The following is a 26,090-nucleotide window of genomic DNA, read 5'->3' on the forward strand; positions in this document are numbered from 1 at the left end:
CCTCAGAAACTGCGTGGCAGTTCGAGCAAATGCTCGGCCACGTAAGACAGGATCAGGTTGGTGGAAATCGGCGCCACCTGGTACAGGCGGGTTTCGCGAAATTTGCGTTCCACGTCGTACTCGCAGGCAAACCCGAAACCGCCGTGGGTTTGCAGGCAGGCGTTGGCCGCTTCCCACGACGCCTTGGCTGCCAGGTACTTGGCCATGTTGGCGCTGGCCCCGGCATTCTGGCCGCTGTCGTACTCCTCGCACGCGCGCCAGCGCATCAGGTCCGCTGCCTCAATCTCGATGTGCGCTTCGGCAATCGGGAACTGCACGCCCTGGTTCTGCCCGATAGGTCGGCCAAATACCACGCGGTCGCGGGCATAAGCGCTGGCCTTTTCGATAAACCAACGGCCGTCGCCGATGCATTCGGCGGCAATCAGCGTGCGCTCGGCATTCAGGCCGTCGAGGATGTATTTGAAGCCCTTGCCCTCCTCGCCGATCAGGCTGTCGAGCGGCAGCTCCAGGTTGTCGAAGAACAGCTCGTTGGTTTCGTGGTTGACCATGTTGGCGATGGGCTGCACGGTCAGGCCGTTGCCGATGGCTTCGCGCAGGTCCACCAGGAAGATCGACATGCCCTCGGACTTTTTCTTCACCTCAGCCAGTGGCGTGGTGCGCGCCAGCAGGATCATCAGGTCGGAATGCTGCACCCGCGAGATCCAGACTTTCTGGCCGTTGATCACGTATTTGTCGCCGCGCTGAATCGCGGTGGTCTTGATCTTGGTGGTGTCGGTGCCGGTGGTGGGCTCGGTGACACCCATCGATTGCAGACGCAGTTCGCCGCTGGCGAGCTTGGGCAGGTAGAAGCTTTTCTGTGCGTCGCTGCCATGGCGCAGCAAGGTGAACATGTTGTACATCTGGCCGTGAACCGTGCCGGAATTGCCGCCGCAGCGGTTCACTTCTTCAAGAATCACCGAGGCTTCGGCCAGGCCCAGGCCGGAGCCGCCGTATTCTTCCGGGATCATCGCCGACAGCCAGCCGGCGTCGGTCAGGGCTTTGACGAAGGCTTCGGGGAAGCCTTTTTGTTCGTCGATCCTGCGCCAGTAAGCGGCATCGAATTCGGCGCACAGGGCGCGCACGCCTTCGCGGATGGCATTGAGTTCTTCGTTGTCATTAGGGTTCATTAACGGCTCTCCGCCTGTTGTTCTGGTTTTATTCGAAATGCAGTTCGGCTGTTTGCGCCACGCCCTCGGCATTGCCGGCCCACAACTGCGCCACGCCGGGTGCCGTCACGCGCCCGCTCAGTGCAAACGGCTGCGGCGCGATCAAAGGGCGCACGCCGCGATAGGCAAACCGGCGCAGGGTGGCTTCGGGATGGGCACGGCAAAACGCGCGCAGGCTCAAGGTGGCGATCAACGGCCCGTGCACCACCAGGCCCGAATAGCCTTCGGTGCCGGTAACGTAGGGGTAGTCGTAATGGATGCGGTGGCCGTTGAAGGTCACGGCGCTGTAACGAAACAGCAGGGTTGGCGTGGGGTCGACCGTCTCCTGCCATTGACCCTGGGCCAGTGCCTCGCCGCTGCCCTGCTTGGGCGGCGTGGGTTCGCGGTAGACAATGTCCTGTTCTTCGCGAATCGCCAGGCGGCCGCCCTGGGAATAGTCATGGCGCACGGTGACAAACAGCAGCGAGCCGGTGCGGCCGGTCTTTTCTTCGACGTGGGTGATGGTCGATTCTCGGGTGGCCGCCTCACCGGCGCGCAAGGCCTGCAGGAACTCGATGCGCCCACCGGCCCACATGCGATTGCGGTTATCCGCCGGCGGCAGGAAGCCGCCACGCGCTGGATGGCCGTCGGTGCCCAGCGCCGATTCCGGCAGTGGGTCTTGAAAGAAGCACCACTGCCACAACGGTGGAACGGCCTCGCCCTCCTGAGGCACCGCTTCGCCGAAGGTCGCGGCGATGCGCTTGAGCAGGTTGTGGCTCAGGTGGTCGTGGGCGGTTTCACTTCGGCCGATCCAATCGGTGGCGCTCATGGGGTAAAAATCCTCGGGCAGTGGCTGTCTGCCCCGGATCATGCAAGCGCCTGCCCGTTCTGAGAATTTGCATTTCAATAAACCAGCGTTCGGTTATGCTGAACGCCGACTAACCGATGCACACCCTATATCCCTGTGGGAGCTGGCTTGCCTGCGATGGCGGTGTGTCAGCTAGCACATGCATTGCCTGCTCCACCGCTATCGCAGGCAAGCCAGCTCCCACAGTTGATCTTCCCCGTTGCCGAATAGGTGTTCTGCATGCACTTCGATCTCGCTGACCTGCGCCTGTTTATCCATATCGCCGAATCCCCCAGCCTGACCCAAGGCGCCAAGCGCGCGTTTCTCTCGCCGGCCGCCGCCAGTGCGCGGATCAAGGCGCTGGAAGGCCAACTCGACACGCGACTGCTGTACCGCGACAGTCGGGGCGTGGAAATCACCCCGGCGGGCGAACGTTTGCTGCACCATGCGCGGCTGATCATGCGCCAGGTGGATTACCTGAAAAGCGAGTTCACCCAATACGGCGTGGATTCGGCCGGGCACATCCGCATCTTCGCCAACACCACGGCGGTCACCGAGTTTTTGCCGGAGGTGTTGGCGGGCTTCCTGTCCCAGCGCCCTGGCGTGACCGTCGACCTGCAGGAGCGCCTGTCGCGCGACATCGTGCGTGGCGTGCTCGATGGCACCAGCGACATGGGCATCATCGCCGGGCCGGTTGAAGCAGCGGGGTTGCAAGTGCTGCACTTCAGCACCGATGAACTGGTGCTGATGGTGCCCGTGGGTCATCCGTTGGCCGACCAGCCTTCAGTGACGCTGGACCAAACCCTCGCCTACCAACATATCGGCCTGCACGAAGGCAGCACGCTGTTGAGCTTTTTGCGTGAACACGTGGAACGGCTCGGCAAACATTTGTCGTTGCGTATCCAGGTGTCGAGCTTCGAGGCGATTTGCCGGATGGTCGAGGCCGGCGTGGGCATCGGCATCATCCCCGAGTCGGCCGCTGTGCGGCACAGCCGGACCATGCAGTTGGTGGCGGTGAAACTCGATGAGCCGTGGGCGATTCGCGAGCGCAGTATTCTGGTGCGCGAACTGGAAGCGCTGCCGGGCACCATTCGGGCGCTGATCGCGACCTTGATGCCGCAAAGCGCCTAAGCTCAACAGTCACTTTGCCAGAGGAGATTGCCATGCAACTCGAAGGATCCTGCCATTGCGGCGCCGTAACATTCAGCCTGAGCAGCCAGCACCCGTACCCCTATCAGCGTTGCTACTGCTCGATCTGTCGCAAAACCCAAGGCGGCGGCGGTTATGCGATCAACCTTGCCGGCGATACGCAAAGTCTGAAGGTGCAGGGACGCAAGCACATCTCGATCTACCACGCCAGGCTCAAGCCCGAGGGCGCCAGCCGTGCACATGCGAGCACCGCCGAACGGCATTTTTGCTCGCAGTGCGGCAGCGCCTTGTGGCTGTTCAGCCCGGAGTGGCCGGAGCTGATTCACCCGTTTGCCTCGGCCATCGACACGCCGTTGCCGGTGCCGCCGGAGCACACGCACCTGATGCTCGGCTCCAAGGCGCCGTGGGTGGAAGTCAGCGTGCGCAAAGGCGACCTGCAGTTCGACGAATACCCCGAAGAATCCATCGCCCAATGGCATGAGCGCCTCGGGTTGACCCGTTAACAGTCTTTGACAGTTTCCCGACAAAGCTCCCAAAGATTGTTGGCCCGCGCCGCCCTAGCATTCGAGCATCCAACTCACCATTCGGGTGCTCTTCATGTTTCGCACATTGCGCGGTATTCCGCTGTTGGGTTGCCTGCTGGGTACGCTTGGTTGCCACGGGCAATCGCCAGCCCCGCCGCCGATTCCCAAGGGCGATTACGGCGCGATCATCCGTTACCTGCAAGCGCGTATTCCGCGTGAAATGGGCCGGGAAAATGTGCCGGGCCTGTCCATTGCGCTGGTCAATGGCCAGGAGCTGATCTGGGCGCGCGGCTTCGGCATGGCCGACAAAGCCCAGGGCGTGCCGGTGACAGCCAATACGGCGTTTCGCGCTGGCGGCATCTCCAAACTGCTCACGGCCACGGCGGCCTTGCAGTTGGTCGAGCAACAGCGTCTGTCGCTGGATGCGCCGATCCAGCAGACCCTGCGCGAGTTCCATGTCCGCTCACGCTTTCACGACGACCCGGCGGCAGCGGACCGCGCGATCACCTTGCGCCGCTTGCTCAGTCACCAGTCCGGCTTGCCCAGCGAACACTTGCGCGACCTGCGCAGCACCTTCGCCATGGGCCAGATGCCGATGCGCGTATCCGGTGTGTGGCTGAGCAGCCCACCGGGTGCCCAGGTGGCCTACTCCAACCTGGGTTATTCGTTGGTCGGCGCCGCCATCGAACGCAGCAGCGGCAAAGCTTTTGAAGCGCAGTTGCAAGGCAGCCTGCTCAAGCCACTGGAGATGAACCAGTCGAGTTTTGTCGGTACCGGTGCGCAGATGAGTTACCGCGCGCTGGGCTACGAAGACGGCGTCGCCAGTGCCGATGCGCAAGTGCGCGACCTCGCTGCCGGCGGTTTGTGGGCAAGCCCGAAAGACCTCAGCCGCTACGTGCAGATGCTGTTTGCGCATGGGCTCTACAAAGGCAACCGGGTCATCGGCAGCGCGTCGATCGATGAGATGTTCACCCAGCAAAACACCGGCAATGCGCTGGACTTCGATTGCCAGGTGGGCCTTGGCTGGTTCCTGGCACCCTGTGGCGATGAACCGGTTGCCCCGGGGATACGCACGTATCAGCACAGCGGGGGTGGCGACGATTTTGCCGCGCAACTGAGCGTGCTGCCCGATCAGCAAATGGCCGTGATCATCATGGCCAATGACAGTAACGCCGAAGACCTGGTGGCCAGCCTTGCCACCGACACGCTGCGCTTGATGCTGCAGGCACAGACCGGCCAAGCGGTCTGCGCCGACGACTGCCAGGCACCCAGTCACGGGCTCAAATTGCGTCACGTGCCGGCTGCCATCGACCGCAAGCGCCTGGCCGGCTTTTATGCCACGGCCTGGGGCGTGTTCCGGATCAAGGATGAGCCTCATCAGTTGTCGGGCGAGTTGGCCGGTTTGAGCTTCGAGTTGTTACGCGACGATCAGGGCTGGCTGCGCGCACAGAAAAAAATCTTCGGTTTCTGGCTCAAGGACCTCGGCGACCTGGGCCGCGTGCAGCTTGATGTGGTGAAGGTGCAGGGGCGCCAGATGCTCACTGCGCGCACTCACGGCCAACGCATCGCCATCGGCGAGCGCATCGACCCGACGCCGCTGCCCCTGGCCTGGGCCGACACCATCGGCACGTATCAAGTGCTCAACACCCACGAGCCCGATGCGCCGTTGAGCGGCATCAGCGTGCGCCTGGAACAAGGATTTCTGGTGATTCGCGGCCAGTTGCGCGACGAGCCGCTGACCGACTACATCCTGCTCCCCGTCGACAACGCCCACGCGGTGCTGGCCGGCAACGGCTATGGCCTGGGCGACACCGTGAGCCGCCAGGTCAATGGCCTCAGCGCGTCGGGCTACGCCTTCAAACGCACGAATTCTCCCCACAACCGCTTGAATTTCTGACACGGACAAATACCCTGATGCGCTCAAAACATTTCTGCCTGTCGTTCACCTCGGTGTGCCTGCTCGCCGCTGCCGACACCGCGTTTGCCGAAGACTGGCAATACAGCCTCAAGGCCGGCGTGGCCAACGCGCCGCGCTACAGCGGCAGCGACGAACGCATGACCGCGCCGCTGCTGGGCGGCGCCATCGTCAGCCCGTGGGGTATTTTTCTCGACACTGACAAGGGGCTTGGCTGGGGTTACGAAGGCCACGCCCTGAGCGTGAGCGCGTATGTGGGCGCCAGCGGCGCGCGCAGGGACAAAAACCAGAGCTTGCATGCCGGCTCCAAGCGCCTCAAAGGCATGGGCGAGATCAAGGCGCGTCCGCAACTGGGGGTGAGCGCCAGCTATAACCTGGGTGGCGTGATTGTTGGCGCGACCCTGGAACATGCGCTCAAGGAAGACGACCACACGGACACCGGCAGGGCTTACACCCACCTGGAGCTGAGCCTGGGCACCAACCTGTATGAAGGCCGTTACGGTTCGGTCGAGGCCAGCTTGAGCAGTCACTTTGGTGATCGAGCGTACTTGCAGACGTGGTACGGCGTGACTACCGGGCAGGCGGCGCGGAGCCGCTTCAAGGCCTACAAGGCGGGCGCGGGCAATATCAGTAATGGCATGAACCTGGTGTGGAGCGTGCCGATCAGCGAGCACACGCAGTTCTCGACTTTGCTGGATGTGCAGTATCTGGCGGATGAGGCGGGCAAGAGCCCGATTGTGGAGCGGCGGTTGCAGGCGTCGGTGGTGGGGATGGTTGAGTACGCGTTTTGATGGGGTAATGGATGGGTGGGGGGCGGCGGGTGTTGGTGATGCGTCTCTGTTGGGGGGCATATCCGCTGTTTGGGAGATGGCGGCTTATGGTTCCGCCCTTACGGCGGGTCACTTTGGAAAAGCCCCAAAGTAACCAAAGGGCTCTTGCCCCACCACTCGGCACCTCGCCTGGGCTCGGTGTGCCCTCACTCCGGTACTACGCAGTGGGCCGCCGCGACGGGCCGTCCCTGCCCCGTCGCGGCTAAACCGGCGTCCTGCCGGTTTACCCGCTCCGTACTACCTGCGTTCGGCCAGCGTGGTTTAACGGGGCGCCTGAGATCAAAATCAAAAGCAAAGCACGGCGGCCTAGTAGCCGACCTGAGTGGTAGAAGCAAAAGCGAAGCCGAGGCGGCCTGACAGCCGACCTGACCTTGAAGGCTGAACACAATCAAAGGTGGGAGCTGGCTTGCCTGCGATGGCATCAACCCGGTGTACCTGATACACCGAGGTGCCTGCATCGCAGGCAAGCCAGCTCCCACAGAAAAGCCAAGCAGTGCGCTACTGGCAGCTGAACGCGGTCAACTTGTGGGAGCGGGCTTGCTCGCGAAAGCGGTATGTCAGTGACACATGAGCTGACTGACACACCGCCTTCGCGAGCAAGCCCGCTCCCACAGTTGGATCGCAGTGCATCAGGTAGATGGGTGTCGTTTGTACTCGGTCAAAGGTGGGAGCTGGCTTGCCTGCGATGGCATCAACCCGGTGTACCTGACACACCGAGGTGCCTGCATCACAGGCAAGCCAGCTCCCACAAAAAAGCCAAGCAGTGCGGTGCTGGCAGCTGAACGCGGTCAACTTGTGGGAGCGGGCTTGCTCGCGAAAGCGGTGTGTCAGCGACACATGAGCTGACTGAACCACCGCCTTCGCGAGCAAGCCCGCTCCCACAGTTGCATCTCAATGCATCAGGTAGATGGGTGCTGCTCGTTTGTACTCGGTCAAAGGTGGGAGCGGGCTTGCTCGCGAAAGCGGTATGTCAGTGACACATGAGCTGACTGACACACCGCCTTCGCGAGCAAGCCCGCTCCCACAGTTGGATCGCAGTGCATCAGGTAGATGGGTGTCGTTTGTACTCGATCAAAGGTGGGAGCTGGCTTGCCTGCGATGGCATCAACCCGGTGTACCTGACACACCGAGGTGCCTGCATCACAGGCAAGCCAGCTCCCACAAAAAAGCCAAGCAGTGCGGTGCTGGCAGCTGAACGCGGTCAACTTGTGGGAGCGGGCTTGCTCGCGAAAGCGGTATGTCAGTGACACATGAGCTGACTGAACCACCGCCTTCGCCAGCAAGCCCGCTCCCACAGTTGGATCGCAGTGCATCAGGTAGATGGGTGCTGCTCGTTGGTGCTCGATCAAAGGTGGGAGCGGGCTTGCTCGCGAAAGCGGTGTGTCAGTGACACATGAGCTGACTGAACCACCGCCTTCGCGAGCAAGCCCGCTCCCCTCCTGTGCATCGCTGATTCCAAGCCAAGTCTTACTCGGCATACGCCCAGGTCATTCGAAACGACGCTCCGCCCCACTCCGAATCCAGCACTTCCACTTGTCCGCCATGCCACTGGCTGACCCGTTTTACCAATGCCAGGCCCAGGCCGAAACCGCCGGTGCGGCGGTCGCGGCTGGCGTCGAGGCGCAGGAAGGGTTCAAAGATCTTTGCCCTCCCGTCCATCGGCACACCAGGGCCGTCGTCATTGACGCGCACTTCGTAACCGCTGCCAAAACTGATCAACGACACTTCAACACGGCGCTCGGCGTAGCGAATGGCGTTGCGCAGCAGATTGATCACGGCACGCGCCATAAAGCGTGGTTCGATTTGGATAAAGTCGACCTCACAGGTACGCAATGACAGCTGCACACCCGCCGCTTCAGCCTCCAGGGCCACGCTGCCGATCACGCTGTCGAGCCAACTGTGGGCCTCGATGTTTTCGCGGGTGACCTGGGTGGCGCCACGTTCCAGGCTGGCGTAGGTCAACAGTTCGGAAACCATTTCCTCCAGTTCGCCCAGGTCGGCGTACATGTCGGCGATCAACTCACGGCTCTGTCGCGGGTCGGCCTGTTGCCTGAGTTGATCAAGCTCGAACGACAAGCGCGCAATCGGTGTGCGCAGTTCGTGGGAAACGGCGTTGGTCAGTTCGCGCTGGTTGGCGATCAGGCTTTCGATGCGCTCGGCCATCTGGTTGAAGTGCCCCGCCAGCTCGCGCACGGTGGAACGGCGCGGCAGCAGGATGCGCGACGCCAGGTCGTTGTCGCCAAAGCGTTGCGCGGCCAGCCGGATATGCTCCAGGTCGCGCCAGTGCGGTCGTACCCAGAAATACAGGACGATGGCCAGGCACAAGCCGAGAAAACCATAGGCCCACAGGTACAGCCACTTGGGCTCTTCCGGCAGTTTGATCTCCAGCAGTTGCGGCCCGCCGTCGATATTGGTCAGGAATTCCATGAAATCCCCGCGCACCACCAGCAAGCCGTCGGCCAGCAGCTGCTGTTCGCGCTCGGTCAGCGCCTCGGTGTCGCTCTGCACCAGCTTGAGGCGCAAACCATAATGGGGCTGCAGTTCGTCCAGTCGCGCCTGCCGGGCCTCGCCGTGCAAGGGTCGCAACTGCTCCACCAGGCCGTAGGCCGGACCGCGCAGCGCCTCACGGTTATAGGTTTCGTTGGCCTCGGGCAGTAACTCGTCGAAGGTGTAGTTGACCAGCCAGATTGCACCCGCCAACCCCAGCGCCAGGATCACGTACAGGCGCAGAAACAGCCGCAGCATCTAAACCTCCCACGCAAATGGATTGAACAGATAGCCCTTGCCCCAGATGGTCTTGATGCACACCGGCTCACGCGGGTTGTCATTGAGTTTGCTGCGCAGTTTGCTGATGTACACGTCGACGCTGCGGTTCAGGCCATCGAAGGCAATGCCGCGCATGCGGTTGAGGATGTCATCGCGCGAGAGGATCTTGCCCGCGCTGCTGGCCAGCAGCCAGAGCAGTTCGAATTCCATGGTGGTGAGGTCGATCTTGTCACCGCCCAGGCTGACCACCCGGCAACTGCGGTCAATCGCCAGCCGGCCAAACTCCAGCGAGCCGCGCACGGTGGGCTCGGGTACCTGGCGACGTTGCAGCGCACGCAATCGCGCCAGCAGCACCGGAGGTTTTATGGGTTTGATGACGTAGTCGTCGGCACCGGACTCAAGGCCGAGGATATGGTCCAGGTCGTCTTCCTTGGCGGTCAGGATCACGATGGGGGTGTCTGACAGGTTACGAATCCCGCGACACACGTGCAGGCCGCTCTGGCCGGGCAGCATCAGGTCGAGCACGACGATTTTCGGCTTGAAGTCGAGAAATGCGGCCAGGGCTTCGTCACCGCGGTGAACCACCCGCACCTCGAAACCGTGTTGCGACAGGAAGTGCGCGATCAGCCCTGCCAGCTTTTCATCGTCCTCAACGAGCAGGACCTTGCCCAGACCCAGGTTTTCCATAAATTCTCAGTGTGGCTGCGCGGATTGAAGTGCAGGCATTATAGGTGGCAAGCTGCTCAACAGAAGCCGCTGGCCATCAGTGATCGACCAAGCTTCATGCTTTTAAGAGTTTTTAACAAATAGCCTGCAATCTTTAACGCCATTCACAGGGAGTTGTATGCGCAAGGATTACCTGGCGTTCTTTGTTTCGCTGTTTCTGTCGCGGCTGGCGGACCAGATTCTGCTGTTTATCGTGCCTCTGATCGTGTTCCAGACCACTCGGAGTGTGTCCTGGGCGGGCCTGGCGTTTTTTGTCGAGTCACTGCCGCGTTACCTGGCCTTCCCGGTGTGCGGCGCGGTGTGCGACAAACTCTCACCGGTGCGCATCCTGCATATCAGCCAGGTCTACCGGGCGCTGGCCTGCGTGGTGGCCGTGGCCTTGTACGGCGTGTTCGACGGCATTTACTGGATCGTCATGCTCTCGGCGCTGTGCGGTGTGCTGACCACCCAGGGCATCATGGCGCGCGAAGTGTTGATGCCGCATATTTTCAAGCAGTACACCTACGCCAAGACCCTTTCCTATTCACAAATCGCCGACCAGAGTGGCCTGGTGCTCGGCCCGCTGCTGGCGGCGCTGATGCTTGAAGTCTGGGCCTGGCATTGGGTGGTGCTGGGGGTTGCCGGGCTGTTTGTGCTGGCGGACCTGGCCATGCTGCTGTGGCAGCGCACCAGCGCGGTGAGCCTGCCAACCTTTGAGCAGCACCGGGACATCTGGCTGCAACCGCTGCGCATTGCCTTCGGGCATATCCGCACGCTCGCCGACTTGAAACGGATCATCACCCTGGCGGTGGGCGTGAATCTGATTATTGGTGTGACGCTGGCCACGTCGGCGGCGATGGTCACCGGCCACTATGGCGCTGGCAAGGACACTTACGCCCTGCTGCAAGCCGCGGGCGCCGTGGTGACGATCGGGATTCTGTTTTACCTGGCGCGCGCAACCTTGCCGTTGAAGGTACTGGGCGGCCTGTCGTATTCGATGATCGGCGTGGGTGCGCTGATCACGGCCATCAGCCCCGGCGTGTGGGCCTATACCCTCGGGTTCCTGTTGATCACCGGCTTCGACAAGATGTTTAACGTGTACCTGCGCAGCACCCGTCAGCGCGTGATTCCGGTACAGGATTTTGGCAAAACCGTGGGCGTGATCACGCTGCTCAACAACCTGTCGCAGCCATTGGCGGGTTTGCTGATTGGCGTGCTGGCGGCGCCGCTGGGCACACAAACGGTGATCCTGCTGCTGACCGGGATCACCGCACTGCTGGGCGTGGCCGTCGCCTCAGGCTGGCACGCCACTGTGAAAGCGGAACTCGATGTCGGGTGATTCGATCAGTTCCTGCTCGGTCGCCCTGACCCGCTCGATCACCTGGGCGATGTCTTTGGCGTCGCCGTACTGGTAGGCCAGTTTCAAGTACCCCTGGAAGTGCCGCGCCTCGCTTTTGAGCAGACCGAAATAAAACTTGCCGAGTTCTTCGTCCAAATGCGGCACCAGCGCTTCGAAACGCTCGCAACTGCGCGCTTCAATGAAGGCGCCGACCACCAGGGTGTCCACCAGTTTGACCGGTTCATGGCTGCGCACCACTTTGCGCAAACCCGAGGCATAACGGCCGGCGTGCAGTTGGCGCAGCTCGACTTTGCGCTTTTTGATCAGGCGCATGACTTGCTCGTGGTGCACCAGCTCTTCGCGCGCCAGGCGCGACATCATGTTGATCAGGTCAACATGCGCGTGGTACTTGGCAATCAGGCTCAAGGCGGTGCTGGCAGCTTTGAATTCGCAGTTCTTGTGGTCGATCAGCAGGGTTGCCTGATCGGCCAAGGCAGCCTGGACCCAGGCGTCGGGGGTGCGGCAGCCGAGGAATTCGTGGATTTCGGGCAGGTTCATCGGGCTCACGGGCAAATAGATCACAAAAGGGCGCCGATTATACCGACCCCGCCGCAGACCACCAGCCACTGGCTTTGATGTGCATCAACATGACGTCTGGCGGGCAGCAACTATAGTTGTGCAAGGCCCCTTTTATTGCGTCTCTGGAGATCCGTCCATGCAAGCTATCCGCAGCATCCTGGTGGTCATCGAGCCCGAGCACTCGGAAAGCCTGGCGCTCAAGCGCGCCAAGCTGATCGCCGGGGTCACCGGCGCGCATCTGCATTTGCTGGTCTGCGACAAAAAACACGAGCATTCGGCGCTGCTGAGCCTGCTCAAGTCCGGCCTGCATGAAGACGGCTACAGCGTGACCACCGAGCAGGCGTGGAATGAGAGCCTGCATGAAACCATCATTGATGTGCAGCAAGCCGAGGGCTGTGGGTTGGTGATCAAGCAGCATTTCGCCGACAGCCCGCTGAAAAAGGCCTTGTTGACGCCGGCCGACTGGAAGCTGCTGCGCTATTGCCCAACGCCTGTGCTGCTGGTGAAAACCTCGACGCCCTGGGCCGACAAGGTGGTGCTGGCGGCAATCGATGTGGGCAACAACGACACTGAGCACCAGGCGCTGCACAACACCATCATTGATCACGGCTTCGAAATTGCGAGCCTGGCCAAGGCGCAATTGCACGTGATCAGCGCCCATCCCTCGCCCATGCTGTCGGCCAGTGACCCGACGTTTCAGCTCAAGGAAACCATCGAGGCGCGCTATCGCGAGCAGTGCAAGACGTTCCAGGCCGAGTTCGATATCGACGACACCCATTTGCACATCGAAGAAGGCCCGGCAGATGTATTGATTCCCCATGCGGCGCATAAGTGGCAGGCGGCGGTGACGATTATCGGCACCGTGGCGCGCACCGGGATTTCCGGAGCATTGATCGGGAATACGGCGGAGGTGGTGCTCGACGAGGTACAGAGCGATGTGCTGGTGCTCAAGCCGCAGGAACTGATGGATCATCTGGAAGCGCTGGCGACCAAGGCGTGACCCACTGAAAATCCCCTGTGGGAGCGGGCTTGCTCGCGAAAGCGGCGGATCAGTCAATTAATTGATTGGCTGACACTCCCTCTTCGCGAGCAAGCCCGCTCCCACATTTTTGCTGTGCGGTGTCAGCCAGCAAATGCATCGTTGAGGAACCCCGGGGCGATGTAGCGCTGGTAGTGCGCCTCCGAGAGGATAAAAAACTCCCGATCAATCGCATCGCGCAGCTCCGGCAGCGCCCAGTCGCGAAACTCTGGCAGCAGCACCATGCCATAGGCTTCCAGGTTGGAAATCACCCGTGCGCCCCGGGCGATCAATTGGTAGGCCCAGCAGTACTCGGACTGGTGCGGCACAAAGCGAATCTTGCGCTGCTCCAACTGCCCGCGCAGCCTCTTGGGATCGAACACTTCGAGTTTACCGGCCATCACCTGCACCAGCAGTTGCTCGAGCCGCAGCCATACCGCGCGTTTTTCTTCCTCGTTATAGCCATTCCACAGGATCACTTCGTGGTGGAAGCGCTTGCAGCCACGGCACACGAGATCGCCGTAAACCGTGGAGCACAGGCCGACGCAGGGGGTCTTGATGGTTTGGTTGGGCATAGGCAACGACACACAAATCCGCGAAACAATGCCGCATGTTAGCCCTTTGTCTAAGGTTGATCACCCAGCAAACTTGGTTAGGCAACTTACCTTTAGATTTTTTTTGCCGTAGAATCATCCGGCCTTGTAAGGCGCCAATAATCCGCTGGAAGCTGTTTTCAAAGCGTCACGAGCACAGTCGTTCCTTCAGAACGGTGTTGGCGATGGTTATTACCCGGTAGGTAATTGCCAGCGCCAACCCTCATCAGCTCCGTTCTGCAGGCGTAAAACTTTGAAAGCAGCTTCTGTGAGGAATGCCGGCAGCGCTGGCTTTGCGGCCCAAAAAGCCCCCGAGCGCATGCGTGCCGTTCATTTCTGGATGAGCGTCCCGTGGGACCACTGATGAGGGTAATAACTGTGCTTGAAGCCTACCGCAAACATATCGAAGAGCGTGCAGCACTGGGTATCGTTCCCCAGCCGCTTAACGCCGAACAAACCGCAGGCCTGGTCGAGCTGCTGAAAAATCCCCCGGCTGGCGAAGAAGAATTCCTCGTTGACCTGATCACCAACCGCATTCCACCAGGCGTTGACGAAGCTGCCTACGTCAAGGCCGGTTTCCTGTCTGCCCTGGCCAAGGGCGAAGCCACTTCCCCCCTGATCGACAAAAAGCGCGCTGTTGAATTGCTTGGCACCATGCAAGGCGGCTACAACATCGTGACGTTGGTCGAGCTGCTGGACGACGCCGAGTTGGCGCCTGTCGCTGCCGCCCAACTCAAGCACACCCTGCTGATGTTCGATGCGTTCCACGACGTGGCTGAAAAAGCCAAGAACGGCAACGAGCACGCCAAAGCCGTGCTGCAATCCTGGGCTGATGGCGAGTGGTTCAAGAACCGCCCTACCCTGGCCGACAAGATCAGCCTGCGCGTGTTCAAGGTCACCGGCGAAACCAACACCGACGACCTGTCCCCTGCCCCTGACGCCTGGTCCCGCCCTGACATCCCGCTGCACGCCCTGGCCATGCTGAAAATGGCTCGCGAAGGCATCGTGCCGGACGAGCAAGGCAAGACCGGCCCGATGAAGCAGATCGAAGAGATGCGTGGCCAAGGCTTCCCGATCGCCTACGTCGGTGACGTGGTCGGTACCGGTTCGTCGCGTAAATCGGCGACCAACTCCGTGCTGTGGTTCTTCGGCGACGACGTTCCTTACGTGCCGAACAAGCGCGCTGGCGGCTTCTGCTTCGGCAGCAAGATCGCTCCCATCTTCTACAACACCATGGAAGATGCCGGCGCACTGCCAATCGAATTCGACGTCACCAACATGAACATGGGCGACGTAATCGACCTGTACCCGCATGCTGGCAAAGTCTGCAAACACGGCACCGATGAAGTCCTGACCACCTTCGAAATGAAGACCCCGGTGCTGTTGGACGAAGTCCGCGCCGGCGGCCGTATCCCGTTGATCATCGGCCGTGGCCTGACCGAGAAGGCACGTGCCGAACTCGGCCTGCCGCCTTCGACGCTGTTCAAGCTGCCGGAAGCACCGGCTGAAAGCGACAAGGGCTTCACCCTGGCGCAAAAAATGGTGGGTCGCGCCTGCGGTCTGGCAGAAGGCAAAGGCGTTCGTCCTGGCACCTACTGCGAACCGAAGATGACCACCGTGGGTTCCCAGGACACCACCGGTCCGATGACCCGTGACGAACTCAAAGACCTGGCGTGCCTGGGCTTCTCGACCGATCTGGTGATGCAGTCGTTCTGCCACACCGCGGCTTACCCTAAGCCGATCGACGTGACCACCCACCACACCCTGCCTGACTTCATCATGACCCGTGGTGGTGTATCGCTGCGTCCAGGCGACGGCATCATCCACAGCTGGCTGAACCGCATGCTGCTGCCGGACACCGTCGGCACCGGTGGCGACTCCCATACCCGTTTCCCGATGGGCATCTCGTTCCCGGCCGGTTCCGGTCTGGTCGCGTTCGCCGCAGCCACTGGCGTCATGCCACTGGACATGCCGGAATCGATCCTGGTGCGCTTCAAAGGCAAAATGCAACCGGGCATCACCCTGCGTGACCTGGTTCACGCCATTCCTTACTACGCGATCCAGGCTGGCCTGCTGACCGTAGAGAAGAAAGGCAAGAAGAACGCCTTCTCCGGTCGCATCCTGGAGATCGAAGGCCTGAACGACCTGACGCTGGAACAGGCTTTCGAGCTGTCCGACGCCTCGGCCGAACGTTCGGCTGCCGGTTGCACCATCAAGCTGTCGAAAGACTCGGTCACCGAGTACCTGAACTCCAACATCACCCTGCTGCGCTGGATGATCGGCGAAGGCTACGGCGATGCACGTACCCTGGAACGTCGTGCTCAAGCGATGGAAGCCTGGGTTGCCAACCCTGAGTTGATGGAAGCCGATGCCGACGCGGAATACGCCGAAATCATCGAAATCGACCTGGCTGAAATCAACGAGCCGATCCTCTGCGCACCTAACGACCCGGACGATGCCCGTCTGTTGTCCAGCGTTGCCGGCGAGAAGATCGACGAAGTGTTCATCGGCTCGTGCATGACCAACATCGGTCACTTCCGCGCTGCCGGTAAGTTGCTGGAACAGGTCAAGGGTCAGCTGCCAACCCGTCTGTGGCTGTCGCCGCCGACCAAGATGGACGCTCACCAACTGACCGAAGAAGGCTACTACGGCATCTACGGCAAGGCTGGCGCGCGCATGGAAATGCCGGGCTGCTCGCTGTGCATGGGTAACCAGGCACGCGTAGAACCGAACTCGACCGTTGTGTCGACCTCGACCCGTAACTTCCCGAACCGTCTGGGTGATGGTGCCAACGTCTACCTGGCCTCGGCTGAGCTGGCGGCAGTGGCTTCCACGCTGGGTCGCCTGCCGACCGTCGAAGAGTACATGGGCTACGCGGCCAAACTGGACACCATGGCCAGTGACGTCTACCGCTACCTGAACTTCGACCAGATCGCCGAGTTCCGCAAAATCGCAGCAAGCGCCAACATCCCGGTGATTCAAGCCTAAGGTGTGTTGATGTAGCTACACCGGGTAAATCAGCGCCGCGTATCGCAAGGTACGCGGCGTTTTTTATGCCGGGCATACAGCCATCACAAAACACCTGTGGGAGCTGGCTTGCCGGCTCCCACACTTGACGCTTTGCACACTCAGGACGGGTGCCGCAGCGCCAATTGCACAGCGCCATCAACGCTCAGACCACTGAGCAAGACCTGTGGCGCAAGCGCCTCCGGCAAGCCTTGCAGCACGTCCAACGCCTCATGCCGCACACGCGCCAGCACCAAACGCTTGCCCTCCCCGCGCACCTGCGCAAAAAACGCCGCCAGCGCTTCGATACTGGTGCCATCCAAATCCGGAGATTCTTCCAGGCTCAGCACCACCGCCTCCACCGGCGACTGGCGCATCAGGCGCAATGCCGCACCCAGGATGCGCTCGGCATTCGCGAAAAACAGCGCCTCGCTGGGCCGTACGATCAGTAGACCCGGCACTTGCACGGCATCGGCGTGGTGCTCACGATCAACAAAGTCATGATTGTCACCCAAGCGCCCCAGCACCTGGATATCAGCCGCCGACATCTGCCGCAGCATCAGCACCACGCTGATCGCTACCGACACCAGCAAGCCATCCAGCACGCCCAACACCAGCACCGCCGCCACGGCACAGATCACCAGCAGACGATCGCGCCGCCAGAGAAAATAACGCCCCAGCGGCTGCAGGCTCAAACCACGGCCCAGCGCGTAGATGACGATGGCGGCAAGCACCGGCTCCGGGGTCAGCGCGACATAAGGCAGCACCGTCAGCACAATCACCAGCACCACTAGCGCGGCTACGATTCCGGCCAGGCGCGAACCGGCACCGGCGGCCTCATTGGCCGAAGTCGCGGAATAACCGGCACCGGCTGGCATGCCGTGAAACAACCCAGAGATCAGGTTGGCCGCACCCAGCGCGAGCAAGTCGCGGTTGGATGACACGCGATCGCCGTGTTTAAGCGCGAACGAGCTGATAGAGCCGTAGGACTCCGCATACAGGATCATCACCAAAGCAAACGCCAACTCCCCCAGGCGCAGCCAGTCGGCAAACGGCAGCACCGGCAAATGCCCCAACTCAAGACGCAGGTCGATCAGGCCGATCAGCGCCACGCCATGGGCCTGCAAATCCAGGTACTGCCCGGCGACGATTCCCAGAATCACCACCAGCAGCCCACCCGGCAGACGCGGAATACGCGCGCACAACCACAACACCATCAACGCAACCGCCGCGACCATTGCTGCCGGCCAGTTCCATCCAGGCAGTTGCTCTATCAGTTGCGGCAGGAAGCGGATCAGGTTGTTATCGGTCAGGTGCACGCCGACGACGCTGGCCAACTGCTTGAGAATGATGGTCAGCGCCAGGCCGAAGGCAAACCCGCGCAACACCGGCTTAGCGATAAACGAAGTCACGCCACCGAGCTTGAACAGCCCGGCCAACAAGAACAGCACGCCAGTGATCAACACCAGCCCGAATGCCAGGGCCAGCCTCAGCGCCGGATCACCACCCGCCAGACTGGCGGTGGCGGCCGCGAGGACGGCTGCCGAGGACGATGTCGCCGAGACAATCGCAAACCGGCTGGTGCCGAACAGGCCGTAGCACACCAGCCCGGCAAACAGCGCAATGACCCCGGCCTGGGGCGGTAGCGCGGCGATACTGGAATAAGCCACGGCCTCCGGCAGCAGCAAACCGGCAATGGATAACCCGGCGAGCAGGTCCTGGGTGCGATTGGGTGGCGCGGCAACCGGGTCAACTGTTTCAGTTTTCAATCGGCCCGACCCATCCCGGCAAATAACGTGCTTCCTGGCTGCGCGCCAGGCCCATGGCCTTGCTCAACAGCTTGGCGTTCGGCTGGCTGACCACGTCGCTGCCGATGCGGCTGCGAAAGAAGTCGGCCCACAGAAATTCGCTGAACGGCGTCGCGTCCTTGGCGTAGCCACCCGCCATGCGCAACAGGCCCGCCAGGCTGCGGTAGGGATCGTCCTGCAGGTCGGTAATCTTGCGCGGAATGGCTTCGTAGGTTCGACGCAAGCCACGCGCGTCGTAGGGATGCACCCACTGATTGAACGCCATGACATTCCAGAAAGTGCTGCGCTCCACAAACGACAAGTCCTTGAGCATCAGCAACGAAACACTCTTGACCTCTTCCAGCAGCAGCGCCAGGCCGAAATGGTGGTGATCGGTGATGTAATAACGCTCGTCCGGCCCCAGCACGCAAGGAAACCAGTGCTTGTCGAGCGCGGCGGCGCGTTCCTTGCGTTTGAGCTTGGTCCAGGCTTCGCGCTTGGTAGCGACTTCAGCCATGCCGACGGTCAATTGCGTCGGATGCAGTTTTTCCAGTTTGCAGGTAATCAGTTGCGGGCGCGGCCGTGCCATGAATCTCTCCACAGGAAATGACTATGCCGACAGCTTAGTCCTCATTGCCTGCCCGGGGTCGAGACTCGACAGGTTTTCCAAGGCCAAAAAAAGACCGATTCGCGGAGTGCGCGAATCGGCCTTGGGCAGCGCAGCTCGGTGTCAGGACAGCAGCGAGTAGACCAGCGCGGTAATCGCGACCAGACCAACAGCAGTGACAAACACATTGGACGCCTGCCCGCGGTACTTGGCCATGGCGGGCACTTTGCGGATCGCATACATCGGCATCAGGAACAGGATCGACGCAATGATCGGCCCGCCCAGCGTCTCGATCATGCCGAGGATGCTCGGGTTCAGCGTGGCGACGATCCAGCACACCACCAGCATGAAGGCGGCGGTCATGCGGTCCAATGACTTGGCCGCCGGGCGGCGACCGGTCTTGAGCACCAGGCCCTTGAGGCCTTCACTGGCGCCGATGTAGTGGCCCAGGAACGACTTGGCAATCGCCACGAACGCAATCAACGGCGCGGCGAAGGCGATGGTCGGGTTGTCGAAGTGGTTGGCCAGGTACGACAGGATCGACAGGTTCTGTGCTTTCGCTTCGGCCAGTTGCGCCGGCGTCAGGGTCAGTACACAGCTGAACACGAAGAACAGCACCATCACCACCATCAACAGGTGTGCGCGGCACAGGATCTGCGAGCTGCGCTCATCCGCGTTGGCACCGTACTGGCGCTTCTGGTCCACCGCAAAGGCCGAGATGATCGGCGAATGGTTGAACGAGAACACCATCACCGGAATCGCCAGCCACAGTGTGTTGAGCAACGCCGACGGCGCCGGCACTTCACTGGCGGTGCTGAGAATGCCGCCGGTCCAGTGCGGGATCAGGTACACGGCCAGAAACAGCAACGCGACGATAAACGGATACACCATCAGGCTCATGGCCTTGACGATCACTTGCTCGCCGCACCGCACCACGGCCAACAGGCCAAGGATCAGCACAAACGCCAGGATCGCGCGCGGCGGCGGCATGATGTGCAGCTGGTGTTCCATGAAACTGCTGACGGTGTTGGTCAGGGCCACGCTGTAGATCAGCAGGATCGGGAAGATCGCGAAAAAGTACAGCAAGGTGATCAGTGCGCCGGCCTTGAGACCGAAATGCTCTTCGACCACGTCGGTAATGTCCGAACCTTCACGGCCGGACAGGACGAAACGAGTCAGGCCACGGTGGGCAAAGAACGTCATCGGGAATGCCAGCAGCGCCAGGATCACCAGCGGCCAGAAGCCCCCGAGGCCCGCGTTGATAGGCAAAAACAAAGTACCGGCGCCGATGGCGGTGCCGAACAGGCCAAGCATCCAGGTGGTGTCCTGGCGGCTCCAGCGCGTGAGGGTTGCAGGTGTCGTTGCATAGCGTTCGTCGACGCTATTGGCCTGATCATTCATCCGGTCGGATCTCCGCATTTCCACAGCCGGGACGAGTCAGAAAAACCTGACAGGCAGCGCCCCGACCATAACAAGCGCGCGATTGTCCGGGATTCTCCTGAATAAGCAAAGACTTAGCTGAGGAACGGTGGCCTTGGACAGATCAGTCGGGGTCGCTGCAGGCAGCGGTTCCAGAGGGCTGCAGCGCCGTCGAGATAATACATGCCCAAACAAATCTATTTTAGAATCGCGGGCTTTGCTGTACTTTTCAGGCAACGCCCGCCTTTATTCTGAGAGCCCTGTCATGCCTCGCGTGTCCCGCAAACAAGCCGAACTCAACCGTGAAATCATCGTGGAGGCCGCCACGCACCTGTTTCGCGAGCGCGGCCTGCACGGCATCAGCCTGGCGGACGTGATGGCCGCCGCCGGGCTGACCCACGGTGGTTTCTACGGGCATTTCGCGTCCAAGGAAGCCTTGGCCAACGAAGCCTGCCAGAAGGCCTTTGAGCATTCGAACCAGGGTTGGCAGGACAAAGTCGAGCGCAGTGAAGACCCGCAATCGGCATGCGAGGCCATCTTGCGCCACTATTTTTCGGCCACCCACCGCGACAATCCCGGTGATGGCTGCCCGATATCGGCCTTTACCCCGGACATGTGCCATGAGCCCGCCAACACGCAATTACAGCGCACCTTCATTGCCGGTGTTGAACGGTCGCTGGAGATCTTTGCGCAGTTTCAGGCCCAAGACCGCCAGGCCATGCTGGCCAACTACGCGATGATGATCGGCGCCGTCACGCTCGCTCGTGCGACGCGCGGCAGTAGCTTGTCGGACGAATTCCTGGAGGCAGCACGAAATACGCTGCTACCCGAGGCGAAATCGACCGCGTCCGTTGACAGCCCTGCGCCCGTCCCAGCATGATCGGGCCATGAAGCCTATTGAGCTGCACCTCACCTGCACCACCACCACGACCGCTTATGGCGGGTCGTGCGGTTGCTGTGGGTGCTTGAGCTAAAACACCCGGATTCAACCCAAGGCCCCGCCAGCAATGGACGGGGCCTTTTTATTGCCCCGCCCTCTGGCCACTGCAAGGAGCAAGACCATGGCAAACGCCCTGCTGATCGTCGATATGCAAACCGGTTTATACGATGGCCCGGACAAACCTTTCCAGCGCGAACGGGTACTGGAGAACATCAACCAGCTGATTCAGCGCGCCCGCGCAGTCAACGCGCCGATCTTCGTCGCCCGCCACACCGGCCCGGCGGGCTCGCCGATTGAAGCCGGCAGCGCGCTCTGGCAGCTGTGGCCCGGCCTGGCTGTCGACGAAGCCCGCGACCACCTGTTCAATAAAACCCGCCCCAGCTGCTTTTTGGGCACTGACCTCGCCCGGCAACTGGCGGCGGCGCAGGTAAATGAACTGGTGATCGTGGGGATGAAAACCCAGTTCTGCATCGACACCACCTGCCGAGTCGCCGTGGAACTCGGGTTTTCGGTGATCTTGCCGGAAGACAGCCACACCTGCATGGACACCCCGGCGTTGTCGGCCGAGGCGATCATCGCGCATCACAATGCGACCCTGGCCGGGGCGTTTGTGAAACGGGTGAAAGCGCACAGCATCGCGTTCTAACGGCGTCTATGTGGGATTTTTCTGGCCGAACAAAACGTTCTGTCTTACAAATCCCGCATACTCACCTCTCAAACCCTTCAGGAAGAGCCTTCCGATGTCCACCACTGTTCTGGTCCTGGTTGAAACCATCAACGAATACCTGCAAATCATCGAGAGCAACGACTTTCACGTGATTCTGGCGCCGACGCCGGCCGAACGCGCCCAGGCGATCAAGGCGCATGGCGGGCAGATCAAGGCCGTGCTGACCCGTGGCCCGCTGGGGCTGTATGCCGAGGAAATCGCCGCATTGCCCCTGCTCGAGATCATCTGCGTGATCGGTGCCGGTTACGAGCATGTGGACCTGCAGGCGGCCAGCAACCGCGGGATCGTCGTCACTAACGGCGCCGGGGTGAATGCGCCGTCGGTGGCCGACCACGCCATGGCCTTGCTGCTGTCGCTGGTGCGCGGCGTCCCCCAGACCGACGCGGCAGTGCGTCGCGGCGAATGGCCGAAGGTGATGCGCCCGTCCCTGGGCGGCAAGCAATTGGGCATCCTCGGGCTCGGCGCAGTGGGCATGGAAATCGCCAAGCGCGCGGCACTCGGCTTCGGCATGGAGGTGAGCTATCACAACCGCCAGCCCCGCGATGACGTGGACTACACCTATTGCGCCACCGCCGTGGAACTGGCGCGCATCTCGGACTTCCTGATCCTGGCCACCCCCGGCGGTGCAAGCACCCGTCACCTGATTGATCGCCACGCCCTGGATGCGCTGGGGCCGAACGGCTACCTGGTGAACATCGGGCGCGGCAGCGTGGTAGTCACGGCGGACCTGGTGGCGGCCCTCGAGCAACGGCGAATCGGCGGCGCGGCACTGGATGTGTTCGACGACGAACCCAAAGTGCCGGACGCCCTCAAGCGCCTGAGCAATACCGTACTCACCTCCCACGTGGCCGGCCTGTCTCCCGAAGCCGCCCACGATACGGTGCAGCGCGTGGCCGATAACCTGGTGGAGTACTTTGCCGGCCGCCCGGTGCTTACCCCGGTGACGCTGCCGCCGCGCAACTAGTAGCGAATAGCCAGCGCCGACGTGAAACCTGACTACACTGCTTTGCGGGGATGCTCAGGACGTCGGTGCATGACCGGCGAAGGATCGCAGAATGTTTGGCCACGGACTCGGCCCGGCCCGCCAGCGCGGTGCCATCGGTTTGATCGGCGCGGTGACCCTTGGGGTTGCGCTGTTGTTTCTATTGCTGGTGGTCGACAGCGGTCGCTTGTACCTGGAGAAGCGCAAGTTACAGCGTGTGGTCGACACAGCAGCGCTCGAAGCGGTCAGCCGCAGCGGCACGTGCGCGGCGCCCAATAACAATGCGGCCCTGTTTGCGACTCAAAGCGCCGCGCGCAACCACTTCAACATTGACGACAATCGCACCCTGGCAGTTGCCTGCGGCACCCTGGCCACGGGTGCTGACTTCATGCGCACCTTCAACGCCGACCCGGCCAAAACCGATGCTATCCGTGTCATCGCCACCCACCGTGTGCACACTAGCCTGGCCCATGGCTTACTCACGCTGTTCTCGGCTCAACCCCTCAACATGATGACGCTCTTGAGCGCCACGGCGGTCGCTGCCGCGCCAGCCCCGACAGTGGCGTCACTCACCGTGCGCAGCACCTTGTTGACCGTCGACAGCACCAAATCCGTGGCCCTCAACGCCTTGATCGGCGGCTTGCTGGGCGGCAAATTGCAGCTCGACGCGGTGGGCTGGAACGGTTTGATCAATACCAATATCAGTCTGCTCAAGTACCTGGATGCCTTGGCCATCCGCCTGAACGTCAGCGCCGGCAATTACGATCAGTTGCTCAAGACCGACGCCACCGTCGGCCAACTGATCCAGGCCGCCATCGACGTGCTCAAGCTCGGTGGTGACGCGGTCACCCTCGTCATCAACAACCTCGAAGCCATCAAGCTGATTGCGCCGGGTACGCAAATCCTGCACTTGGGCGACCTGATCAATATCTAGAACGGCACGGACAAAAGTGCGCTGGATGTGAACCTGCAACTGTTCAACCTGATCCAGGGCTTTGTGCAGTTGTCGAACAAGGCCAGCGCCGTTGCCGTTGAGCTGCCGGTGGATGTGCTGGGGCTGCTGGGCGTCACTGTCTCGACCAAAGTGATCGAGCCTGGGCAACTCTCAAGCATCGGCGACCCGAAGAACATCGCCACACAGCCTATTTATGTGCGAACCGCGCAAGTGCGCACATTGATTTCGGTCAGGCTGCCGATCGTCACGCTGGTCAATAACGCGCTGGGGGGCGTGGTGCAGGCGTTGAATGAGGTACTGAGCGGCTTGTTGGGGCTGCTTGACCCCAATTGTTGCCTGGTCACCAGCCTTGAGATCGGCGACACACTCGACATTGCCCTGGAGGCCGCCGGTGGCAGCGCCAAGGTCACGGATTACAGGTGCGACAGCGGCAAAAAATCATTGTCGGTGCTCGGCGAAACCTCGGCCCTGCACGTGATGATTGGGCAGGTTGATCCGAAAAACCTGTTTTCATCCACCCAAACGCTGCACGTCGACGAGTACCCGGTGGTGGATATCGGTACCAAGACCTGCAAGCGCGGCACCGGCGTCTGTGGCGACCGGCAAGCCTTCGCGGCAGGCGGGCTGGGCGTGCGCGTCGACAGCGATGTGGCCCGGACCGAACGCGCGCACACCTACACCAACCCGCCGGCGGTCAATCTGCCCCCGACGTATTATCAATTCGCTGCCTCGAACGTCGTCAGCAGCCTCAAAGAAACGCTCACCGGCATCCAACTGATCAACCATCCACCGAAAATCGCCAGCCTGTTGGGCGCCGTGCTGGGCCTGGTCACGGGCCTGCTCAATGGCTTGCTGTCAATGCTTGGAGGCGTGATTGGCGGGGTACTCGGGCCGCTTCTCGACCCCATCGTCAATAACCTGCTCGCCGGCCTTGGCATTGACCTGGCAAAAGTCGAAATCGGTGCCAACCTGTCCTGCAACCCCGCTGGCCGGGCGATGCTGGTGATTTGAGCGCATCAGGCCCGCTGATCATCATCCAACACGCTAACCTATTAAGCCGCCCCGACCTTGTCGCTGGACGGCGGTGCGCATTAGATTAGCCAATAGTCCAAGGCCTTTAGAATAAGCAGAAGGGATAAGCATGGCGCTTAACGACCAATCGACCCAGATTCGCCCAGGCGAAGAACTTGATGCCAGCCTCATCGATCCCTACCTCAAGGCGCATATTGCGGGCCTGCACGGCGCGGTCAAAATCAGCCAGTTCCCCGGTGGCGCGTCCAACCTGACTTACTTGCTGGAATACCCGGACCGGGAATTCGTGCTACGCCGCCCGCCCTTTGGCCACAAGGCCAAGTCCGCCCACGACATGGGCCGCGAATACCGCATTCTCAACCAGTTGAAAGATGGCTTCCCGTATTGCCCCAAGGCCTACGTGCATTGCACCGATGAGTCGGTGATCGGCGCCGAGTTCTACGTGATGGAGCGCGTCAACGGCATCATCCTGCGCTCCGACTTGCCCGCCGAACTGGGCCTGGACGCCACCAAGACCGAGGCGCTGTGCAAAAGCTTTATCGACAAGTTCGTCGAACTGCACCAGGTGGATTACGCCGCCTGCGGCCTGGCCGACCTGGGCAAGCCCGAAGGGTATGTAGCGCGTCAGATTCGCGGCTGGAGTGATCGCTACGAGAAAGCCCTGACCCCAGATGCCCCAAGCTGGGAGAAAGTGCGCGCCTGGCTCAACGACAAGATGCCGGCCGACCATCCAACCTCCAGCATCGTGCACAACGACTACCGCTTCGACAACGTGATCCTCGACCCGCAAAACCCGATGCAGATCATTGGTGTGCTGGACTGGGAACTCACTACGTTGGGCGACCCGCTGATGGACTTGGGCAACACCCTCGCCTACTGGATCGAAGCCGCCGACCCGGCACCGGTGCAACTGATGCGTCGCCAGCCAAGCAACGCCCCCGGCATGCTGACCCGCCGCCAGTTCGTCGATTATTACGCCGAGCGCTCGGGCATTCAGATCGACAATTTCGACTTCTACTACACCTATGGCCTGTTCCGCCTGGCCGGCATCGTGCAACAGATCTACTACCGCTTCTTCCACGGCCAGACCCAGGACAAACGCTTTGCGCAGTTCATCCACATGAACAAGCTGCTGGAGCAAATGAGCCTGAACGTCATCGCCAAATCAGCCCTCTGACTGCAAGAA

The 26,090-nt window shown here is 61.4% G+C and carries 20 protein-coding genes and 1 pseudogene; 12 read left to right on the forward strand and 9 right to left on the reverse strand.

All coding sequences use genetic code 11. The annotated features are described in order from the left end of the window. Window positions 1-2: 2 nt before the first annotated feature. Together AACW30_RS17925 and AACW30_RS17930 are read right to left on the reverse strand one after the other, a co-directional pair. The gene (locus tag AACW30_RS17925; protein ID WP_179677312.1) at window positions 3-1,166 is read right to left on the reverse strand and encodes an acyl-CoA dehydrogenase family protein; all 1,164 of its coding nucleotides are present in this window, start codon (window positions 1,164-1,166) and stop codon (window positions 3-5) included. Window positions 1,167-1,194: 28 nt separating this feature from the next. Next, window positions 1,195-2,013, reverse strand: coding sequence for an FAS1-like dehydratase domain-containing protein (locus tag AACW30_RS17930; RefSeq protein ID WP_106578974.1), 819 nt, complete (start codon window positions 2,011-2,013; stop codon window positions 1,195-1,197). A 258-nt stretch (window positions 2,014-2,271) separates the two neighbouring features. Between AACW30_RS17930 and AACW30_RS17935 the strand changes: the two genes are divergently transcribed. The 4 genes from AACW30_RS17935 (at window position 2,272) to AACW30_RS17950 (ending at window position 6,410) form a co-directional block, all read left to right on the forward strand. After that, window positions 2,272-3,162 (forward strand): LysR family transcriptional regulator, encoded by an 891-nt coding sequence (locus AACW30_RS17935; protein WP_106578973.1) that lies wholly within the window; start codon window positions 2,272-2,274, stop codon window positions 3,160-3,162. Between the two features lie 32 nt (window positions 3,163-3,194). Further along, on the forward strand, window positions 3,195-3,683 hold the full coding sequence (locus AACW30_RS17940; protein WP_106578972.1) for a GFA family protein: 489 nt from the start codon (window positions 3,195-3,197) through the stop codon (window positions 3,681-3,683). 94 nt (window positions 3,684-3,777) lie between these two features. Further along, window positions 3,778-5,601: a serine hydrolase domain-containing protein gene (locus AACW30_RS17945; protein ID WP_200625542.1), complete on the forward strand. Its 1,824-nt coding sequence runs from the start codon at window positions 3,778-3,780 to the stop codon at window positions 5,599-5,601. A 17-nt stretch (window positions 5,602-5,618) separates the two neighbouring features. Next, window positions 5,619-6,410, forward strand: a complete 792-nt coding sequence (locus tag AACW30_RS17950) for a MipA/OmpV family protein (RefSeq protein WP_200625543.1) — start codon at window positions 5,619-5,621, stop codon at window positions 6,408-6,410. Window positions 6,411-7,916: 1,506 nt separating this feature from the next. On the opposite strand, the gene AACW30_RS17955 is transcribed toward AACW30_RS17950, so the two are convergent. Both AACW30_RS17955 and AACW30_RS17960 read right to left on the reverse strand, forming a co-directional pair. Next, the gene (locus AACW30_RS17955; protein ID WP_200625544.1) at window positions 7,917-9,194 is read right to left on the reverse strand and encodes an ATP-binding protein; all 1,278 of its coding nucleotides are present in this window, start codon (window positions 9,192-9,194) and stop codon (window positions 7,917-7,919) included. Further along, window positions 9,195-9,902, reverse strand: a complete 708-nt coding sequence (locus tag AACW30_RS17960; RefSeq protein WP_106580465.1) for a winged helix-turn-helix domain-containing protein — start codon at window positions 9,900-9,902, stop codon at window positions 9,195-9,197. 157 nt (window positions 9,903-10,059) lie between these two features. On the opposite strand from AACW30_RS17960, the gene AACW30_RS17965 reads away from it, so the two are divergent. Then, window positions 10,060-11,259: an MFS transporter gene (locus AACW30_RS17965; protein WP_169366926.1), complete on the forward strand. Its 1,200-nt coding sequence runs from the start codon at window positions 10,060-10,062 to the stop codon at window positions 11,257-11,259. On the opposite strand, the gene AACW30_RS17970 is transcribed toward AACW30_RS17965, so the two are convergent. Then, on the reverse strand, window positions 11,215-11,817 hold the full coding sequence (locus AACW30_RS17970) for a tRNA-(ms[2]io[6]A)-hydroxylase (RefSeq protein ID WP_106580467.1): 603 nt from the start codon (window positions 11,815-11,817) through the stop codon (window positions 11,215-11,217). The genes AACW30_RS17965 and AACW30_RS17970 overlap by 45 nt on opposite strands. A 157-nt stretch (window positions 11,818-11,974) precedes the next feature. Here AACW30_RS17970 and AACW30_RS17975 point away from each other — a divergent pair, with 157 nt between their 5' ends. Then, window positions 11,975-12,838 (forward strand): universal stress protein, encoded by an 864-nt coding sequence (locus AACW30_RS17975; RefSeq protein ID WP_119739965.1) that lies wholly within the window; start codon window positions 11,975-11,977, stop codon window positions 12,836-12,838. 122 nt (window positions 12,839-12,960) lie between these two features. Here the strand turns inward: AACW30_RS17975 and AACW30_RS17980 are convergent, their stop codons facing one another. Then, window positions 12,961-13,431, reverse strand: a complete 471-nt coding sequence (locus tag AACW30_RS17980) for a DUF1289 domain-containing protein (protein WP_106580469.1) — start codon at window positions 13,429-13,431, stop codon at window positions 12,961-12,963. Window positions 13,432-13,827: 396 nt separating this feature from the next. Between AACW30_RS17980 and acnB the strand changes: the two genes are divergently transcribed. Beyond that, window positions 13,828-16,437, forward strand: a complete 2,610-nt coding sequence (gene acnB / locus AACW30_RS17985) for a bifunctional aconitate hydratase 2/2-methylisocitrate dehydratase (protein ID WP_106580470.1) — start codon at window positions 13,828-13,830, stop codon at window positions 16,435-16,437. A 140-nt stretch (window positions 16,438-16,577) separates the two neighbouring features. Here the strand turns inward: acnB and AACW30_RS17990 are convergent, their stop codons facing one another. The 3 genes from AACW30_RS17990 to AACW30_RS18000 form a co-directional block, all read right to left on the reverse strand. Next, entirely contained in the window at window positions 16,578-18,224 is a 1,647-nt protein-coding gene (locus AACW30_RS17990) for a SulP family inorganic anion transporter (protein ID WP_200625545.1), read from the reverse strand. Beyond that, the gene (locus AACW30_RS17995; RefSeq protein WP_179608362.1) at window positions 18,214-18,831 is read right to left on the reverse strand and encodes a ParB-like protein; all 618 of its coding nucleotides are present in this window, start codon (window positions 18,829-18,831) and stop codon (window positions 18,214-18,216) included. The genes AACW30_RS17990 and AACW30_RS17995 overlap by 11 nt, the downstream gene beginning before the upstream one ends. Before the next feature lie 141 nt (window positions 18,832-18,972). Then, window positions 18,973-20,250, reverse strand: coding sequence for a serine/threonine transporter (locus AACW30_RS18000; RefSeq protein ID WP_106580473.1), 1,278 nt, complete (start codon window positions 20,248-20,250; stop codon window positions 18,973-18,975). A gap of 283 nt (window positions 20,251-20,533) precedes the next feature. Between AACW30_RS18000 and AACW30_RS18005 the strand changes: the two genes are divergently transcribed. The 5 genes and pseudogenes from AACW30_RS18005 to AACW30_RS18030 all read left to right on the forward strand — a co-directional run bounded on the left by AACW30_RS18005 (window position 20,534) and on the right by AACW30_RS18030 (window position 26,081). Beyond that, the gene (locus AACW30_RS18005; RefSeq protein WP_106580474.1) at window positions 20,534-21,148 is read left to right on the forward strand and encodes a TetR/AcrR family transcriptional regulator; all 615 of its coding nucleotides are present in this window, start codon (window positions 20,534-20,536) and stop codon (window positions 21,146-21,148) included. 181 nt (window positions 21,149-21,329) lie between these two features. Beyond that, the gene (locus tag AACW30_RS18010) at window positions 21,330-21,854 is read left to right on the forward strand and encodes a cysteine hydrolase family protein (protein ID WP_200625546.1); all 525 of its coding nucleotides are present in this window, start codon (window positions 21,330-21,332) and stop codon (window positions 21,852-21,854) included. 94 nt (window positions 21,855-21,948) lie between these two features. After that, the gene (locus AACW30_RS18015; RefSeq protein WP_200625547.1) at window positions 21,949-22,899 is read left to right on the forward strand and encodes a 2-hydroxyacid dehydrogenase; all 951 of its coding nucleotides are present in this window, start codon (window positions 21,949-21,951) and stop codon (window positions 22,897-22,899) included. Between the two features lie 91 nt (window positions 22,900-22,990). Continuing rightward, window positions 22,991-24,883: pseudogene (locus AACW30_RS31580) on the forward strand (pilus assembly protein TadG-related protein). 130 nt (window positions 24,884-25,013) lie between these two features. Further along, entirely contained in the window at window positions 25,014-26,081 is a 1,068-nt protein-coding gene (locus AACW30_RS18030) for a phosphotransferase family protein (RefSeq protein ID WP_119739951.1), read from the forward strand. Window positions 26,082-26,090: the final 9 nt, after the last annotated feature.

Source organism: Pseudomonas sp. MF6747 (genome assembly GCF_963890955.1).
GTDB lineage: Bacteria > Pseudomonadota > Gammaproteobacteria > Pseudomonadales > Pseudomonadaceae > Aquipseudomonas.

Coding starts and splice junctions, on each gene's coding strand:
- AACW30_RS17925 (WP_179677312.1), bottom strand. CDS start 1,166: ATGAACCCTAATGACAACGAAGAACTCAATGCCATCCGCGAAGGCGTG.
- AACW30_RS17930 (WP_106578974.1), bottom strand. CDS start 2,013: ATGAGCGCCACCGATTGGATCGGCCGAAGTGAAACCGCCCACGACCAC.
- AACW30_RS17935 (WP_106578973.1), top strand. CDS start 2,272: ATGCACTTCGATCTCGCTGACCTGCGCCTGTTTATCCATATCGCCGAA.
- AACW30_RS17940 (WP_106578972.1), top strand. CDS start 3,195: ATGCAACTCGAAGGATCCTGCCATTGCGGCGCCGTAACATTCAGCCTG.
- AACW30_RS17945 (WP_200625542.1), top strand. CDS start 3,778: ATGTTTCGCACATTGCGCGGTATTCCGCTGTTGGGTTGCCTGCTGGGT.
- AACW30_RS17950 (WP_200625543.1), top strand. CDS start 5,619: ATGCGCTCAAAACATTTCTGCCTGTCGTTCACCTCGGTGTGCCTGCTC.
- AACW30_RS17955 (WP_200625544.1), bottom strand. CDS start 9,194: ATGCTGCGGCTGTTTCTGCGCCTGTACGTGATCCTGGCGCTGGGGTTG.
- AACW30_RS17960 (WP_106580465.1), bottom strand. CDS start 9,902: ATGGAAAACCTGGGTCTGGGCAAGGTCCTGCTCGTTGAGGACGATGAA.
- AACW30_RS17965 (WP_169366926.1), top strand. CDS start 10,060: ATGCGCAAGGATTACCTGGCGTTCTTTGTTTCGCTGTTTCTGTCGCGG.
- AACW30_RS17970 (WP_106580467.1), bottom strand. CDS start 11,817: ATGAACCTGCCCGAAATCCACGAATTCCTCGGCTGCCGCACCCCCGAC.
- AACW30_RS17975 (WP_119739965.1), top strand. CDS start 11,975: ATGCAAGCTATCCGCAGCATCCTGGTGGTCATCGAGCCCGAGCACTCG.
- AACW30_RS17980 (WP_106580469.1), bottom strand. CDS start 13,431: ATGCCCAACCAAACCATCAAGACCCCCTGCGTCGGCCTGTGCTCCACG.
- AACW30_RS17995 (WP_179608362.1), bottom strand. CDS start 18,831: ATGGCACGGCCGCGCCCGCAACTGATTACCTGCAAACTGGAAAAACTG.
- AACW30_RS18000 (WP_106580473.1), bottom strand. CDS start 20,250: ATGAATGATCAGGCCAATAGCGTCGACGAACGCTATGCAACGACACCT.
- AACW30_RS18005 (WP_106580474.1), top strand. CDS start 20,534: ATGCCTCGCGTGTCCCGCAAACAAGCCGAACTCAACCGTGAAATCATC.
- AACW30_RS18010 (WP_200625546.1), top strand. CDS start 21,330: ATGGCAAACGCCCTGCTGATCGTCGATATGCAAACCGGTTTATACGAT.
- AACW30_RS18015 (WP_200625547.1), top strand. CDS start 21,949: ATGTCCACCACTGTTCTGGTCCTGGTTGAAACCATCAACGAATACCTG.
- AACW30_RS18030 (WP_119739951.1), top strand. CDS start 25,014: ATGGCGCTTAACGACCAATCGACCCAGATTCGCCCAGGCGAAGAACTT.